Source organism: Tropicimonas sp. IMCC34043, assembly GCF_003390845.1.
Taxonomy (GTDB): Bacteria; Pseudomonadota; Alphaproteobacteria; order Rhodobacterales; family Rhodobacteraceae; genus Tropicimonas.
Genome location: NZ_QMEK01000004.1, coordinates 117,770 through 132,516 on the forward strand (window position 1 = coordinate 117,770; position 14,747 = coordinate 132,516).

The following is a 14,747-nucleotide window of genomic DNA, read 5'->3' on the forward strand; positions in this document are numbered from 1 at the left end:
AGGCGGATCGTTCCGACTCAGCGCGCTCCCTCAGCCTTCCGGCAGGATCTGCCAGCGCGCCTCCAGCGCCTCGATTGCGGCCACCCGCTCGCCGGTCTTGGGATGGCTCATCAGCCAGGCGGGCGTGCCGCCACCCAACCCTCCGGTCAGATGCCCCAGCTTCGAAAGCAGGCTCTTCTGCGCTCCGGTGCCGATACCGGACTTGACCAGCAGGGCGGCGGCATAGGCATCGGCCTCGTACTCGTCCTGCCGGCTCAGCCGGGCGGCCAGAAGCGAGGTCACGGCGGTCGCGATCCAGACCCCGAGACCGGGCAGGAACCGGTTCAGCACGGTCGCAAGGGCCACACGTATCGCGTTCTGGCCGGAAAAGTCGATCATCCGGCGCCGCGAATGCCCCAGCGCCACATGGCCCAGCTCATGGGCGATCACGCTCGCCAGTTCATCGGCACTGACCTCGCCCGCGCGATAGCGTTCGTAAAAGCCCCGCGTCAGAAAGATCCGCCCGTCCGGCGCCGCCAGCCCGTTGATCGGCGCGACTTCGTAAAGATAGACGCGGATCCGCTCGATCCCGAGCGCCGCGGCCATGCGGTCGGTCAGACGCTTCAGCCGCGCATCGGCCAGTTCGGTCGACCGCGCATCCAGCTCCCGCGCCGTGCGCCAGGCCGAGAAGTGATACATCGCCAGCCCATAGGCCAGCATCAGCAGCAGGGGGGTCAGCTTCAGCATCACCGGGATATGGGGCCGAAGCGGGCTCCGGGCAAGCGGCGGGGCCGCGCCGGCGCGGCGTCGCTCACTTTGCCGGGGCGCGGTAGGGCGCGCGATGCGGCGCCAGCGTTACCACCAGCACGGCAATCGTGATCGTCACCGCGCCCGCCAGCCCCAGCGGTCCCGGCGGCGTGGCAAAGACCAGCACGTCGAACCCCAGCGCCAGAATCAGCCCAGTATAGTCGAGCGGTGCAAGGCTCGAGACCGGCGCACGGGCCACGGCCTCGGTCACCGCGATCTGCGCCAGACCACCGATCAGCCCGGTCACGGCCAGCAGCAAAAGGGTCGTGCCATCGGGGCTGACCCAGCCGAGCGGCAGGCTCGCAAGGCCAAGGATCGTCCCGGTCGCCGTGAAATAGAAGGCGATCGTCACCGGACGCTCGGTCCGGGTCATGGTCTTGATATGAACCTTCACGAAGGCCGACACGAAGGCAAAGGCGAACCCGGCCGAGACCCCGATCAGCGCGCCGTTCCCTGGCACCTCGAGCGATTCCCAGACCATCGCAATCACCCCGGCGAACCCCAGCGTCGTGGCGCTGATGACCAGCCAGCTCACCTTCTCGCGCGCCACGATCACCGCCATGGGCAGCACCAGGATCGGCGCCAGATAGCCCAGTGCCTGGGCGTTCGCGACGTGCAGATAGCGCAACGACAGAAACGACAAGGTCATGCCGCACATGCCGACAAGGCTGCGGGTCACGTGCTTGCCGGGATGGCCGGTCTTCAGCGCCGCCGGAAACTCGCGCCGGATCGTCATGTGAATCATGATCGGGACCAGCGCCATCGACGACCGCCAGAAGATCACCTGGCCCAGCGGAACGCTGTCAGACACCTTGTGGACAAGTGCCGACATCGTGGTGAACAGCACGATCGAAAACAGATACAGCGCGATGCCGGGAAACATGGGAGATCCGAGGGGGAAAGCGGCGACATTTCGGCGATACTCCCGCCTCGCCGTTCCCGCAAGCCTATTGCGTCAACGCAGGATCCGCATGCCCCGGGTGATCCCTTCCAGCGTCATCGGCACCATGCGATCCTCGAAGATCTCGCGGATGATTTCGATGGTCTGGGTGTACTGCCAGTGCCGCTCGGGAACCGGATTGATCCACAGATGGTCCGGCCATTGCGCGCGCGCCCGGTTCAGCCAGACCTGCCCGGCCTCCTCGTTCCAGTGCTCGTTCGCGCCGCCGCGGTGGATGACCTCGTAGGGGCTCATCGAGGCATCGCCGACGAAGATGCATTTATAGTCCGACCCGAACCGGTTCAGCACCTCCCAGGTCGGGGTCTGCTGGTCCCAGCGGCGGTTGTTGTCGCGCCAGACGCCTTCATAAAGGCAATTGTGGAAATAGTAGTGTTCGAGGTGCTTGAATTCGGTCCGCGCGGCCGAAAACAGTTCCTCGACCACACGCACAAACGGGTCCATCGATCCGCCGGCATCGAGAAAAAGGAGGACCTTGATCGCATTGTGCCGCTCGGGCCGGGTCCGGACATCGAGATAGCCATGATCGGCGGTCGCCCGGATCGTGCCGTCGAGGTCGAGTTCCTCCTGCGCTCCGGTCCGCGCCCATTGCCGCAGCCGTTTCAGCGCCACCTTGATGTTGCGGGTACCCAGTTCGACCGTGTCGTCGAGGTTGCGAAACTCGCGCCGGTCCCAGACCTTGACCGCGCGCCTGTGGCGGCTTTCGTCCTGGCCGATCCGCACGCCCTCGGGGTTAAAGCCATAGGCGCCGAAGGGCGAGGTTCCGGCGGTGCCGATCCACTTGCTGCCGCCCTGATGGCGCCCCTTCTGTTCCTCCAGCCGCTGTTTCAGCGTCTCCATCAGCTTGTCGAACCCGCCAAGCGCCTCGATCTCGGCCATCTCCTCGGCGCTCAGGTGCTTTTCGGCCAGCTTGCGCAGCCAGTCCTCGGGCAGGTCCACCGCCTGCAGCACATCCTCGAGCGTGATCGCCTCGAGCCCGCGGAAGGCTTCGGCAAAGGCGCGGTCGAAACGGTCGAGGTGGCGTTCGTCCTTCACCATGATGCTGCGGGCGAGGTAGTAAAACGCCTCGACGTCATAGGTGGCAAGCCCCGCCGCCATCCCTTCGAGGAAGGCGAGAAACTCGCGCAAGCTCACCGGCACACCACCGGCGCGCAGGGCCTGGAAGAAGGGAAGAAACATCGCCGCTCCTTGTTGGGCTCGGCGCAAGGATCCGCCGCGGCGGCGGGATCGTCAACCACTCCCGGCCGTTCGATCATAAGCGCCGAAAACCGCGCCCCGGCCGACCGCGCCCGCAGGGCGCCCTGGCCCAACGCTTTGTGCAAGCGCGCCAGCGCGCGCAGAAGGGCGGGAGCCTCTGGTTGCGGCGGGCCGCTACATCATCCGTTCGAGGAAGATGGTCACGAACACCCCGATAAGCGCAAAGGCAATGGCATAGCCCGCACCGTACTGCGCCATGTCCAGCCGCGTGCCGCCGCGTGCTCTGGCCACGAACACGCCCCGGATCGCTCCGATCAGGGCTGCCAGTATCACGATCATCGCCTGCTCCTGCCGCTCTTCGATGCGCCTGCCGTGTGCGCGCCTTGTGACCTATCCGCCCGGGCCTGGCACGGCAAGGGCAGCAACCCGATCGGTGCGGGCCTCAGCGACCGCCGGGGTGCCAAAGCCATAGCGCGCCCAACCCAGCGCTTCGGTCTGAACGGCCTTCGCCTCCTTGCGCTGTCCCATACGTTCCAGCGCCTCGGCACGCAGCATCAGCAGCGTCGACAGCAGCACCGCGTTTTCGGACGCCCTGGCCACCGGCACGTTCTGTTCGACCAGCGCAAGCGTCGCCTCGGGTTCGCCCGCGCTCAGCGCGAAGGCGGCAAGCTGCATCGCGACATGGGCTTCCTGCACCCGGGTGTCGGGCAGCGCGCGATAGAGCTTTCCGGCCTCGATGAAATCGGTCAGCGCCTCGGTCGAGTTGTGACCCAGCGCCAGCCGCCCCGAGGCATAAAGCGAAAAGCCAAGCCGCGTGTCGTTCCATCCGGCCTCCCTGGCCAGACGCACGGCGCGGCGGGCGGCATTCTGGCGCCGGGTGTGCGACCCGCGGGGGCCAAGTGCGGTCTCGATCGCATCGACCCAGGCCTCGGTGGTCGGTTGAACGGGCACATAGGGCCGGCGGGTTCCGGCCGGATTGAGCCGCGCCAGGATCGCCGGCAGCCGGCTTGCGACCTCGTCCCGTGTCATTCCGTTCTGCAGCGCCGGATCGTAATAGACCTCCAGCATCAGCATGTCGAAGCCGGTCAGAACGGTGTGAAAGTTGTCATCGTTGAACACCGAATCGGGCAGCCGGTAGAGGTCGTTCAACGGTCCCAGCGCTTGCGCGATCTCCTCGTGCAGGCAGTCGCGGGCCTCTTGCGGGCTGACATCGCCGGGCAGGAACACCGAGGCGTGTTCGCGCCGGTCGAGCGTCGTCCAGTCGGTCACGCTGGACCGCCAGGTGCTGCGGAATTCGTCCCAGCCGTCGACCCGAGGCACCACGAAACAGGCCGCGCGCGGCACCGCGCGCTCCAACTCTCGGCGCGGCAGCACCTCGACCACGATCCCGGCCGTCTCGCCCGCCTTGGCGCGGCGGATCTGCAGATGCGCCTCGTGGCGCAGCCGGGCGATCAGCTGGTCGAGGTCGCGCGACAGGACAGGGTCGGTCGATCCGCGCAGCTCGACCGTGATCTCGCCCTCATAGCGGGTCATCCGCGGCACCGGCCGGCCGCTTTCGAGCAGGAAGCTGAGGTCGAGGAAATCCTGCGCAAGCTGGCGATTGTTGCGGATCGTCGGTGTGACCGGCGCGGCGGAAAATGTCCGCATAACGGGCAGGTTGATCACCGACACGTCGAGGCGGTCGACCTGTTGCGGCTCTGTGCAACCGGCCAGTGCGCCGACCAGCCCGGCCACAGCTAGGATCCGGGCGCGGCCCAGTGTCATCACGGGTGCCGGGTGTATTTGACGAACGGAGATTTCTCGCCGATCCGGTCATAAAGCTGGCGCGCCGTGGTGTTGAACTCCTGCGTCATCCAATAGACCCAAGGACAGCCCGCGGCATCGGCCGCGGCATAGACCGCCTCGATCAGCGCCCGGCCGGCGCCGGTGCCGCGGACCGCGGAATCGACATAGAGGTCCTGCAGATAACAGACATTGTCGACCCGCCACATGTGACGGTGGAACAGATAATGGACGAGCCCGACCGGCCGGTCGCCGTGGAGCGCGAGAAACCCGTGATACTCGTGCGGATCGTCGGTCAGAAGCCGTGCGAACGAGGTGCGATAGACCTCTTCGTCGACCTTGGACTCATAGAACGTCAGATACCCGGTCCAGAGCCGGCGCCATTCGGCTTCGTCCTCGGACGTGATCGGACGAACGGTCAACTCTTGCCTCTCGGACATTCAGGGTCCCCGCCTCTGATTGGACTGTCTTGCGACAGGATCTTTTGTCGGACCCTAGCCGCCGGAATGGTCCGGGGGAAACGCCTGAGTCGGGGGCGAGGCTAGCACCCGCCCGACAGTTGCGGCAGTGCCTCTGTTCGCTTGGCAGTCGGTGCCGACTGACCTGTGACCCTCAGGTCCCGCAGAATGTCCTCTGTACCCGCTCGTCCTCGGTCGGCGGAAAGGTCAGCGGGCGGGTGTCGGCATCGGGATCGTCGAAGGGCCTCGCCAATGCCCGGACCAGCCGCGCCGCGGGATCGAGGTTGCCCTCCATTGCCGCCTCTATCGCCTGTTCGACCCGGTGGTTGCGCGGGATGATCGCCGGGTTGGCGGCCTTCAGCCGCTGTTCCAGATCGCCCGCCTCCGGTTCGCGCGCCAGCCGGTCCTGCCAGGCCGTCTCCCAGGCGTCGAAACCGGCGGGGTCGAGGAACTGATCGCGCGCCGTGCCATCTGCAAGCGCGCGGAACGTGTTGGTGAAATCCGCCTCGCCCGCGGCCATGCGGGCCAGCAGATCGCCAATCAGGTCGGCATCCCCGTCCTCGGCCGTCCTCAGCCCGATCTTGCGGCGGAACACCCCGGTCCAGGCATTGCGCACAAGTTCGGGAAATTCGTTCAACGCCGCCTGAGCTTCGGCCAGCGCGCTGTCCTCGTCGCCGTCGATTACCAGCAGCAGGCAGGAGGCAAGCTTGGCGAGGTTCCACATCAGGATGTCGGGCTGCTTGTCATAGGCATAGCGCCCGTGATGATCGATCGAGGAATAGACCGTCGCCGGATGAAAGCTGTCCATGAAGGCGCAGGGGCCGAAGTCGATGGTCTCGCCCGAGATTGCGGTATTGTCGGTGTTCATCACCCCGTGGATGAACCCGAGCCCCATCCACTGCGCCACCAGCCGCGCTTGTGCCGCGATCACCGCCTTCAGCAACCCCAGCGCGCCCTCTGCCTCGGGATAATGGCGCGCGATCACATGCGTGGTCAGCAGCTTCAACGCCTCGGTGTCGCGGCGGGCGGCAAAGAACTCGAAGGTGCCGACGCGAATGTGGCTCGATGCGACTCGTGTCAGCACGCCGCCCGGGTATGGGCGCTCGCGGCGCACCTGTTCGCCGGTGGCGACCGCGGCAAGCGCCCGGGTGGTTGGCACGCCAAGCGCGTACATCGCCTCGCTGACGATGAACTCGCGCAGCACCGGGCCGAGGGGGGATCGCCCGTCGCTGCCCGGCCGGCTGAACGCGGTGCGGCCGGCCCCCTTCAACTGGATATCGCGCCGCTTGCCCGACCGGTCGATGATCTCGCCCAGCAACAGCGCCCGCCCGTCGCCCAGAACCGGCGAGAACCCCCCGAACTGATGCCCGGCATAGGCCTGTGCCAGCGGGTCGGCGCCCGCCGGAACGGCATTCCCGGCCAGCACCGCAACCCCGTCGGGCGACTGCAGGGCCGCTGCATCGAGCCCCAGTTCCTCGACCAAAGCCAGGTTCAGAAGCAGCAGTTCGGGCTGCGCAACCGCCACGGGCGGCTGACGGACATAGAACCGGTCGGGCAGACGGGCATAGGAGTTGTCGAAGGCGATGGCGAGGGTCATGCGGGTCTCCTTTCCCCAAAGGTAGGGCGCGACGGGCCGCGATGCCAGTGCGGGTGACCGGACACGGCGCATTGTGCCAGGGCCCGGCACGCATGTCGCGGCCGCTTTGCCCCGTCGATCCTTGCGGCCGCCGGGACGGGCTGGTACCGAGGACCCGACGATGCCGAAAGGCTGAGCGGGAGAAAGGCAGGTCCGACCCATGTCGGGGGATCTGTCGATCATCGTCGGACCGGCGCCCATCGAGGCGCGGTCACGGCCCCCGTCATGCCGACGGCGCAGCAACGGGAGCCACGTCATGACCGCCACCTTGCCATCGACCTCGGACGAAAAGATCGGCGTGCTGCTGTGCGGCCACGGCTCGCGCAGCCAGGCGGCGGTCGACGAATTCGCGGTTCTGGCCCAGAAACTGCCGGCCCTGCTGCCCTCGGACTGGCATGTCGACTACGGCTATCTCGAATTCGCCAACCCGGTGATCCGCGTCGGGCTCGACAATCTGCGCGAGGCCGGTTGCACGAGGATCCTCGGCGTGCCGGGGATGCTGTTTGCCGCCATGCACGCCAAGAACGACATCCCCTCGGTGCTGAACGCCTATGGCCGGGAGCACGGGATCGCGGTCGATTACGGCCGTGACCTCGGCGTCGATGCCCGCATGATCCGCGCCGCCGCCGACCGCATCAATGCCGCCATGGCCGAGGCCGACGCCACCCAAGGCCCGGTTCCTGCGCACGAGACCTGCCTTGTCGTGATCGGCCGCGGTGCCTCGGACCCTGACGCCAATTCCAACGTGTCGAAGATCGCCCGCATGTTGTGGGAGGGGATGGGCTTTGGCTGGTGCGAGACCGGCTATTCCGGTGTCACCTTCCCGCTGGTCGAGCCCTGCCTCGATCACGCCGCAAGGCTCGGGTTCCGGCGCTATCTGGTGTTTCCCTATTTCCTGTTCACCGGGGTGCTTGTCGACCGGATCTATGGCTTCACCGACATGGTTGCCGCCCGCAATCCGCAGGCGCAATGGGTCAAGGCCGGCTATCTCAACGACCATCCGCAGGTGCTGGAAACCTTCGCCGAGCGGGCGACCGAGATCCTCGTCGGCAAGACCGACATGAACTGCGGGCTTTGCAAGTACCGCACCCAGGTTCTGGGGTTCGAGGCCGAGGTCGGGCGCGCTCAGGAAAGCCATCACCACCATGTCGAAGGGCAGGGGGCGAGCGCACCGGGATCGAATGTCGCCGACTGCAAGCTGTGCGATACATTCTGCACCGGTGTCTGCCGGCTCGACGCCGGTCAGGACCCGCATCACCACGGCCATCACCACGGCCATGGTCACGAACACGCCCACGATCACGGCCACCATCATGCCCATGGGCACGACCACGATCACGACCACGACCATGCGCATGACCATGGCCACGATCACCACCATCCGCCCTATCCCCACGCCAAACACCCGCTTGGCCCGGAAAGCGTGCGAAAGCACATGAAAACCGAATGATCCCGCGCTACGAACGCGACCCGGCCGAGATCTATGCCCGCAGTTTCGCCACGATCCGGGACGAGGCGGCGCTTGATACCCTGCCCGAGGATCTGCGCGAGATGGCGGTGCGGCTGATCCACGCCTGCGGCATGGTCGATGTGGTTGCGGATCTGCACGCCTCGCCCGGTGCGGCGGCCGCGGGCCGCGCGGCGCTCAAGTCGGGGGCGCCGATCCTCTGCGACGCCGAAATGGTTGCGCGCGGGATCATTGCGCGTGCCTTGCCGGCGGGGACGTTGCCCGTCGTGACGCTGAACGATCCGGCGGTCCCCGCACTTGCGGCGCGCCTTGGTACCACCCGCTCGGCGGCGGCAGTCGAGTTGTGGCGCGACCGCCTCGACGGTGCGGTCGTTGCGATCGGCAATGCACCGACGGCCCTTTTCCATCTGCTCGAACGGCTCGATCAGGGCTGGCCGCGCCCGGCGCTGATCCTCGGCTTTCCGGTCGGTTTTGTCGGGGCGGCCGAAAGCAAGAGCGCGCTGGCGGATCTGCCCCATGGCGTGGCATATGTTACATTGTTTGGGCGCCGCGGCGGGTCGGCCATGGCGGCGGCGGCGGTGAACGCCCTGACGCTTGGCCTGCAAGGAGACGGCACATGACCAAACCCTGGCTTGATATCGTCGGAATCGGGCACGACGGCTGGCACGGGATCAGCCCGCAGGCGCGCGCCCGGCTCGAGGCGGCCGAAGTCATCGTGGCAAGCCCGCGCCACCACGCGCTGGTGCCGGACCTGCCCGCCGAACGCCTGGAATGGCCGCATCCCTTCGGCATGCTCGGCGACGAGATCGCCGCCATGCGCGGCCGCCGGGTCGCCGTTCTGGTCACGGGCGATCCGCTGTGGTTTTCGGCAGGGTCGCTGTTTCTGCGCCGCTTCGATCCCGAGGAACTCACCTTCTATCCGAACCTCTCGTCCTTCCAGCTTGCTTCTGCGCGGATGAAGTGGAGCCTTGCCGATGTTGAAACCGTCACCCTGCACGGCCGCCCGGCCGAGCAGGCGCTGCCGTTCTTCGGCCATGGCCTCCGGTTGCTGATCCTTGCGCAGAATGGCGAAACGCCCGCCAAGGTCGCCGCGATGCTGACCGAGGTCGGGCTTGGCCCCAGCCGCCTGACGGTGCTGGCAGACATGGGCGCGCCCGAGGAGGCGCGGCTCGAAGGCCGGGCCGACAGTTGGGAGGCGGCGGCGCCCGATTTTCATGTTCTTGCCGTCGATTGCCGGGCCTCGGCCGAGGGGGCGTTCTATCCCCGCACCGGCCTGCCCGACGACGCCTTCATTCATGACGGCCTGCTGACCAAACGCGAGGTGCGGCGGATCACGCTGTCGGCGCTGGCGCCGCGGCGCGGCCAGCAGCTGTGGGATATCGGGATCGGCTGCGGCTCGGTCGCCATCGAATGGATGCGCGCCGACCGCGACATGCAGGCTATCGGCATCGACAGCTCGACCTCCCGTCTCGCCATGGCCGCGGCCAATTCGATGCGGCTCGGCGCGCCGCGGCTCGATCTGCGCAAGGGCAAGGTCCCCGAGGCGATGTCGGACCTGCCGCCGCCCGATGCGGTCTTTATCGGGGGCGGTCTGTCGACCGAGGTGGTGGACATCGCGTTTGCCGCATTGCACCGCCGCGGCCGGCTGGTCGCCAATGCGGTGACGCTCGAAAGCGCCATGCTTCTGGCCGAACTTCACGACTTGCACGGCGGCGAACTGACCCGGATCGACATCGCGCGCGCAACCCCCGTTGGCAACCGCCGCGGCTGGAAACCCTTCATGCCGGTCACCCAATGGTGCCTGGTGAAATGACGGCAGATATGAATACCAAGACGACCGGAATCCTATATGGCGTGGGCGTCGGCCCGGGCGACCCCGAATTGCTGACGCTGAAGGCGCATCGCCTGATCGCCGCAGCCCGTGTCGTGGCCTATCCCGCCCCCGACGACGGCGAGAGTTTCGCCCGCGCAATCGTCGCGAATGTCATCCCCGAAGGTGCCCGCGAGATCCCGATCGTGATCCCGATGCGCGACGCGCGCTTCCCGGCGCAGGCGGTCTATGACGCCTCGGCCGCCGAGATCGCCGAATGCCTTGCCTCGGGACAGGATGTCGTCGTTCTGTGCGAGGGCGATCCGTTCTTCTATGGCTCTTTCATGTATCTCTTTGCCCGTCTCGCCGGGCGTTTTTCGGTCGAGGTCGTGCCGGGCGTCAGCTCGCTTGGTGCCGTGACCGCGGCGGCGCGCCGTCCGCTTGTGGCGCGGGCCGAGGCGCTGGCGGTGCTGCCCGCGACGCTTCCGGTCGAAGACCTCGAAGCCCGCCTTGGCACCGCAGAGGCGGCGGCAATCATGAAACTTGGCCGCAATTTCCCGGCGGTGCGCGAATTGCTGACCCGGATGGGGCTGGCCGAGCGGGCGATCTTTGTCTCGCACGCCTCGCTGCCGGGCCAGATTGTCTGCCCGCTGGTCGAGGCGCCCGCGGTCGCGCCCTATTTCGCCATGGTGCTGGTGCCGGGGCAGGACGCGCATGTTCTCTGATCCCGCGCGCGCCGCTGCCGAAGGGCTGCGCCCGGTCGTCGTTTGCCTGATGCCCGGCTCCGAACCGTTGGCGCAGCGGCTGGCCGCGGCCTGCGACGGCCGCGCCGATCTGCGCGGGCGGGATTTCGACGACGTGTCGGGCCATCTTGCCGGGCTGTTTCTGGCCGGGCATCCAATCGTTGCGCTGGCCGCGGCGGGGATCGTGATCCGCGCACTTGCCCCGCATCTTGGCGACAAGTGGCGCGAGCCGCCGGTTCTGGCCGTGGCCGCCGACGGCAGCGCGGTTGTCCCGCTGCTGGGCGGGCACCGCGGCGCCAATGCGCTGGCGACCCGGCTTGGGGCTGCCCTTGGCATCGCCTCCGTGCCGACCACGGCCGGAGAGGCCGCCTTTGGCGTCGCGCTCGATGCGCCGCCGCAGGGCTGGCGGCTTGAGACCCCCGCGGATGCGAAGGCCGCGATGGCAGGGCTGCTCGCCGGGCGCCCGGCAACGCTCTCCGGCACGCCGGACTGGCTGGCCCCGCTGGCCGCCTCGGGCGCGGTGACGGCGACCGGAACGGCGAGCGACGACCCGGTGGTGCTGAACGTCGAGGGCGCGCCGCCGCTGGTGTGGCGCAGGCAGGATCTGGCGCTTGGCGTCGGCTGCGCCCGTGGCTGCGAGCCTGCCGAGCTGATCGGGCTGGTGGGGCGGACCCTGGCCGAGGCCGGTCTGTCGCAAACCGCCGTTGCATCGGTCCATTCGCTCGATCTGAAGGCCGACGAGGCCGCGGTTCACGCGCTCGCCCGCCACCTCGGCGTGCCGGCCCGGTTCCACCCCGCAGACCGGCTGGAGGCCGAGGCCGCGCGTCTGGCCAACCCCTCTGACGTGGTGTTTGCCGAGGTCGGCTGCCACGGCGTGGCCGAGGCGGCGGCGCTGGTCGCGTCCGGCCCCGCGGCCAGGCTGCTGGTCGAAAAGGCGAGGACGACTGCCGCCACCTGTGCGGTCGCGCGGATCGGCGCGGGCGGCGAGCCCGGTACCCCGCGCGGCCACCTTGCGATCGTCGGCATCGGCCCGGGGGATGCATCCCTGCGCACGCCCGCGGCCAGCCGCGCCATTGCCGAGGCCGAGGAACTGGTGGGCTATGGCTTTTACATCGACCTGCTGGGCCCGGCCGCCCGCGGCAAGGTCCGCCGCGATTTCGCCCTGGGGGAAGAGGAAGCGCGCTGCCGCCACGCGCTCGAATCCGCGGGCGAGGGGCGGCGCGTGGCGTTGATCTGTTCCGGCGATGGCGGCATCTATGCCATGGGCGCGCTGGTGATGGAGCTGCTCGACCGGCCCGCCGAACGTGGCGGCGTCTCGCCCGCCGCGCGCCGGGTCGAGGTGCAGCATATCCCCGGCATCTCGGCGCTGCAGGCGGCATCTGCCGGTGCGGGCGCGCTGCTCGGGCACGATTTCTGCGCCATTTCGCTGTCGGACCTTCTGACCCCGCGCGACACGATCCTGACCCGTCTGAGGGCGGCGGCAGAGGGCGATTTCGTCATCGCGTTCTACAACCCGGTGTCGCGCCGCCGCCGGACGCTTCTGGCCGAAGCGCGCGAGATCCTGCTGGCCCGGCGGCCGGCCGACACGCCGGTTCTGCTGGCCACGAGCCTTGGCAGGCCGGAGCAGTCCTTTCGTCTGCGCCGTCTCGATGCGCTCGATGTCGAGGAGGTCGACATGATGACAATCGTTCTGATCGGGTCGTCGGCCTCGCGCCGGGTTGCCTCGGGCGATGCCGCGGCGGGTGCCGGTGGCGAATGGCTTTATACCCCGCGCGGCTATGCCAAGCGGATCGACGGAGGTGCCGCATGAGCGTCCATTTCATCGGGGCAGGCCCCGGCGACCCCGAACTGATCACCGTCAAGGGCCAGCGCCTGATCGCCGAATGCCCGGTCTGCCTTTACGCCGGTTCGCTGGTGCCCGAGGCGGTGGTGGCCGGTGCGCCGGCGGGCGCGCGGGTGATCGACACCGCCCCAATGGCGCTTGACGAGATCATCGCCGAGATCGCGGTGGCCCATGCGAAGGGGCACGACGTCGCCCGTGTGCATTCGGGCGACCCCTCGCTCTATGGTGCAATTGCCGAACAGATCCGGCGGCTTCAGGCGCTTGGCATCCCCTATGACATCGTGCCGGGGGTTCCGGCCTATTGCGCCGCCGCCGCCGCGATGGGGCAGGAACTGACCCTGCCCGGGATCGCGCAGACCGTGATCCTGACCCGGACGGCGATGAAATCCTCGGCCATGCCCGAGGGTGAGGATCTTGCAACGCTTGGCGCCTCGCGCGCGACGCTGGCAATCCATCTGTCGGTGCGCAACCTGCTGGCCATCGAACGCGAGCTTGCGCCGATCTATGGCGCCGATTGCCCGGTTGTCGTGGCCTATCGCGTCGGCTGGCCCGACGAGGTCATCCTGCGCGGCACGATGGCCGACATTCGCGACAAGGTGCGCGAGGCAAAGCTGACCCGCACCGCGCTGGTCTTTGTCGGCCGGGTCTTTGCCGCGACCGCCTTCCCCGACTCCGCGCTGTATGACGCCGATCAACCGCATCTGTTGCGACCGCGGCGTAAGCCTGCCTGAAAGGCCGGGGTCGGGGCTTGCCACCAAAGCGGCAGAAACGTCAGGCCGCGGCGATGACGTGGGCGAAGGATCCCGCGACCGATCCCGATTGCAGCCCCATTTCGGGCAGCGGGCTGCCCGTGGCATCGACGGCATGAAACAGCCGCCCTTCGGCGCCCTCGCGGGTGATGGTGGCATAGTGGAATTCATGCGCCATGAGCGCCCCCTGCCAGGGCGCACCGGGCAGCGGGGACAGCCTGCGATAGCCAAGCGACAGCTTTCGCGTAGCGAATGAGGTTTCAAGCGGCAGCAGCCCCAGCATGGCATGCGCCGTCCCCTCGGCATCGACCATCCCGGAACCGAGCGTCATGTAGCCGCCGCATTCGCCATAGATCCGGGCGCCGCGCCGCGCCGCAGCCTGCATTCCGGCGCGGAAAAGGGCCGCTGCGGCGAGCCTTCCGCCGTGAAGTTCGGGATAGCCGCCGGGCAGGAACACCGCATCGGCCCCGGGTGACGGTGCCTGATCCGCAAGCGGCGAGAACGGCAGCACCTCGGCGCCCTGCGCCCGCCAGTCGGCCAGAAGATGCGGATAGGCAAAGGCAAAGGCCGCATCCGAGGCGACGGCGATCCGCTGGCCAAGCGGCGGAAGGCGTGCCGGGACGGGCGCCTCGGGCGCGGCCAACGGGCCTGCCGCCTGCGCCAGCCGGTCGAGGTCGAGATGGCGCTCGATCCGGTCCGCGAGCGTGTCGAGAAACGCCTGAAGCCCATCGGTCTCGGCCGCCTGAACCAGACCGAGATGGCGTTCGGGCAGCCGCATCCCCGCCTCGCGTGGCAGCGCGCCAAAGACCGGGACCCCCGCCGCCGCGATCGCGCGGGCGCAGAGCGCCGCATGGCCATCGGAGCCGACGTTGTTCAGGATCACCCCGGCAAGCGGCAGATCGGGCCGCAGCGCCCTAAGCCCCGCGACCGGCAGCACCGCCGATTGCCCGGTGCGGGCAACGTCGAGCACCAGAACCAGCGGCAGCGCCAGCGCCGCGGCCAGATCCGCGACCGATCCGCAGTCGTCGCGGCCTGCATCGAGCACCCCCATGGCGCCCTCGACCAGCAGCAGATCGCCCCCCTGCAGCGCCGCCCTTGCCCTCAACTCGGCAGGCTGCATCGCCCAGGCGTCAAGGTTGACCGAGGTCCGCCCGCAGGCCGCGGCATGAAACGCAGGGTCGATATAGTCGGGGCCGCTTTTTGCCGCCCGCACCGCAACGCCGCGCCGGGCAAGCGCGCGCAGCAGGCCAAGCGTCACAGTGGTCTTGCCGCTGCCCGAGGAGGGGGCCGCAATCACCAGCCCGCGCGCGGCCATGC

Annotated in this window: 14 protein-coding genes; 6 read left to right on the plus strand and 8 right to left on the minus strand. The window is 68.4% G+C overall.

Annotation, left to right across the window (positions count from 1 at the left end; translation table 11 throughout):
* Positions 1 to 30: 30 nt before the first annotated feature.
* The 7 genes from DQG17_RS15275 to DQG17_RS15300 all read right to left on the minus strand — a co-directional run bounded on the left by DQG17_RS15275 (position 31) and on the right by DQG17_RS15300 (position 6,778).
* A complete protein-coding gene (locus DQG17_RS15275; protein WP_116133723.1) occupies positions 31 to 726 on the minus strand; it encodes a M48 family metalloprotease in 696 nt (231 codons plus the stop codon).
* 64 nt (positions 727 to 790) lie between these two features.
* Positions 791 to 1,669: a DMT family transporter gene (locus DQG17_RS15280; RefSeq protein WP_116133724.1), complete on the minus strand. Its 879-nt coding sequence runs from the start codon at positions 1,667 to 1,669 to the stop codon at positions 791 to 793.
* A gap of 72 nt (positions 1,670 to 1,741) precedes the next feature.
* Positions 1,742 to 2,923, minus strand: a complete 1,182-nt coding sequence (locus DQG17_RS15285; protein WP_116133725.1) for a VWA domain-containing protein — start codon at positions 2,921 to 2,923, stop codon at positions 1,742 to 1,744.
* Positions 2,924 to 3,115: 192 nt separating this feature from the next.
* Positions 3,116 to 3,280: a hypothetical protein gene (locus DQG17_RS21870; protein ID WP_198666150.1), complete on the minus strand. Its 165-nt coding sequence runs from the start codon at positions 3,278 to 3,280 to the stop codon at positions 3,116 to 3,118.
* 51 nt (positions 3,281 to 3,331) lie between these two features.
* Positions 3,332 to 4,705, minus strand: coding sequence for a DUF2927 domain-containing protein (locus tag DQG17_RS15290; protein ID WP_232829460.1), 1,374 nt, complete (start codon positions 4,703 to 4,705; stop codon positions 3,332 to 3,334).
* A complete protein-coding gene (locus tag DQG17_RS15295) occupies positions 4,705 to 5,163 on the minus strand; it encodes a GNAT family N-acetyltransferase (RefSeq protein ID WP_116133726.1) in 459 nt (152 codons plus the stop codon). The genes DQG17_RS15290 and DQG17_RS15295 overlap by 1 nt, the downstream gene beginning before the upstream one ends.
* A gap of 172 nt (positions 5,164 to 5,335) precedes the next feature.
* The gene (locus DQG17_RS15300; protein WP_116133727.1) at positions 5,336 to 6,778 is read right to left on the minus strand and encodes a YdiU family protein; all 1,443 of its coding nucleotides are present in this window, start codon (positions 6,776 to 6,778) and stop codon (positions 5,336 to 5,338) included.
* A 295-nt stretch (positions 6,779 to 7,073) separates the two neighbouring features.
* Between DQG17_RS15300 and DQG17_RS15305 the strand changes: the two genes are divergently transcribed.
* From DQG17_RS15305 to cobM, 6 genes are read left to right on the plus strand one after another with little or no spacing between them, the layout of a single operon-like run.
* Entirely contained in the window at positions 7,074 to 8,267 is a 1,194-nt protein-coding gene (locus DQG17_RS15305) for a sirohydrochlorin chelatase (RefSeq protein ID WP_116133728.1), read from the plus strand.
* The gene (locus DQG17_RS15310; protein ID WP_116133729.1) at positions 8,264 to 8,905 is read left to right on the plus strand and encodes a precorrin-8X methylmutase; all 642 of its coding nucleotides are present in this window, start codon (positions 8,264 to 8,266) and stop codon (positions 8,903 to 8,905) included. Before DQG17_RS15305 ends, DQG17_RS15310 begins: the two co-directional genes overlap by 4 nt.
* Positions 8,902 to 10,098, plus strand: a complete 1,197-nt coding sequence (cbiE, locus tag DQG17_RS15315; protein ID WP_116133730.1) for a precorrin-6y C5,15-methyltransferase (decarboxylating) subunit CbiE — start codon at positions 8,902 to 8,904, stop codon at positions 10,096 to 10,098. The genes DQG17_RS15310 and cbiE overlap by 4 nt, the downstream gene beginning before the upstream one ends.
* A gap of 8 nt (positions 10,099 to 10,106) precedes the next feature.
* Positions 10,107 to 10,820 carry a precorrin-2 C(20)-methyltransferase gene (cobI, locus tag DQG17_RS15320; RefSeq protein ID WP_116133731.1) on the plus strand — a complete coding sequence of 238 codons (714 nt, stop codon included), beginning with the start codon at positions 10,107 to 10,109 and terminating at the stop codon, positions 10,818 to 10,820.
* Positions 10,810 to 12,648, plus strand: a complete 1,839-nt coding sequence (cobJ, locus tag DQG17_RS15325) for a precorrin-3B C(17)-methyltransferase (protein WP_116133732.1) — start codon at positions 10,810 to 10,812, stop codon at positions 12,646 to 12,648. Before cobI ends, cobJ begins: the two co-directional genes overlap by 11 nt.
* The gene (cobM, locus tag DQG17_RS15330; protein ID WP_116133733.1) at positions 12,645 to 13,412 is read left to right on the plus strand and encodes a precorrin-4 C(11)-methyltransferase; all 768 of its coding nucleotides are present in this window, start codon (positions 12,645 to 12,647) and stop codon (positions 13,410 to 13,412) included. Before cobJ ends, cobM begins: the two co-directional genes overlap by 4 nt.
* 40 nt (positions 13,413 to 13,452) lie before the next feature.
* Here the strand turns inward: cobM and DQG17_RS15335 are convergent, their stop codons facing one another.
* The gene (locus DQG17_RS15335) at positions 13,453 to 14,745 is read right to left on the minus strand and encodes a cobyrinate a,c-diamide synthase (RefSeq protein WP_116133734.1); all 1,293 of its coding nucleotides are present in this window, start codon (positions 14,743 to 14,745) and stop codon (positions 13,453 to 13,455) included.
* Positions 14,746 to 14,747 lie beyond the last annotated feature (2 nt).

Bases quoted from the DNA above. Each gene is read 5' to 3' on its own strand.
- DQG17_RS15275 (WP_116133723.1), bottom strand. From the start codon at position 726: ATGCTGAAGCTGACCCCCCTGCTGCTGATGCTGGCCTATGGGCTGGCG.
- DQG17_RS15280 (WP_116133724.1), bottom strand. From the start codon at position 1,669: ATGTTTCCCGGCATCGCGCTGTATCTGTTTTCGATCGTGCTGTTCACC.
- DQG17_RS15285 (WP_116133725.1), bottom strand. From the start codon at position 2,923: ATGTTTCTTCCCTTCTTCCAGGCCCTGCGCGCCGGTGGTGTGCCGGTG.
- DQG17_RS21870 (WP_198666150.1), bottom strand. From the start codon at position 3,280: ATGATCGTGATACTGGCAGCCCTGATCGGAGCGATCCGGGGCGTGTTC.
- DQG17_RS15290 (WP_232829460.1), bottom strand. From the start codon at position 4,705: ATGACACTGGGCCGCGCCCGGATCCTAGCTGTGGCCGGGCTGGTCGGC.
- DQG17_RS15295 (WP_116133726.1), bottom strand. From the start codon at position 5,163: ATGTCCGAGAGGCAAGAGTTGACCGTTCGTCCGATCACGTCCGAGGAC.
- DQG17_RS15300 (WP_116133727.1), bottom strand. From the start codon at position 6,778: ATGACCCTCGCCATCGCCTTCGACAACTCCTATGCCCGTCTGCCCGAC.
- DQG17_RS15305 (WP_116133728.1), top strand. From the start codon at position 7,074: ATGACCGCCACCTTGCCATCGACCTCGGACGAAAAGATCGGCGTGCTG.
- DQG17_RS15310 (WP_116133729.1), top strand. From the start codon at position 8,264: ATGATCCCGCGCTACGAACGCGACCCGGCCGAGATCTATGCCCGCAGT.
- cbiE (WP_116133730.1), top strand. From the start codon at position 8,902: ATGACCAAACCCTGGCTTGATATCGTCGGAATCGGGCACGACGGCTGG.
- cobI (WP_116133731.1), top strand. From the start codon at position 10,107: ATGAATACCAAGACGACCGGAATCCTATATGGCGTGGGCGTCGGCCCG.
- cobJ (WP_116133732.1), top strand. From the start codon at position 10,810: ATGTTCTCTGATCCCGCGCGCGCCGCTGCCGAAGGGCTGCGCCCGGTC.
- cobM (WP_116133733.1), top strand. From the start codon at position 12,645: ATGAGCGTCCATTTCATCGGGGCAGGCCCCGGCGACCCCGAACTGATC.
- DQG17_RS15335 (WP_116133734.1), bottom strand. From the start codon at position 14,745: ATGGCCGCGCGCGGGCTGGTGATTGCGGCCCCCTCCTCGGGCAGCGGC.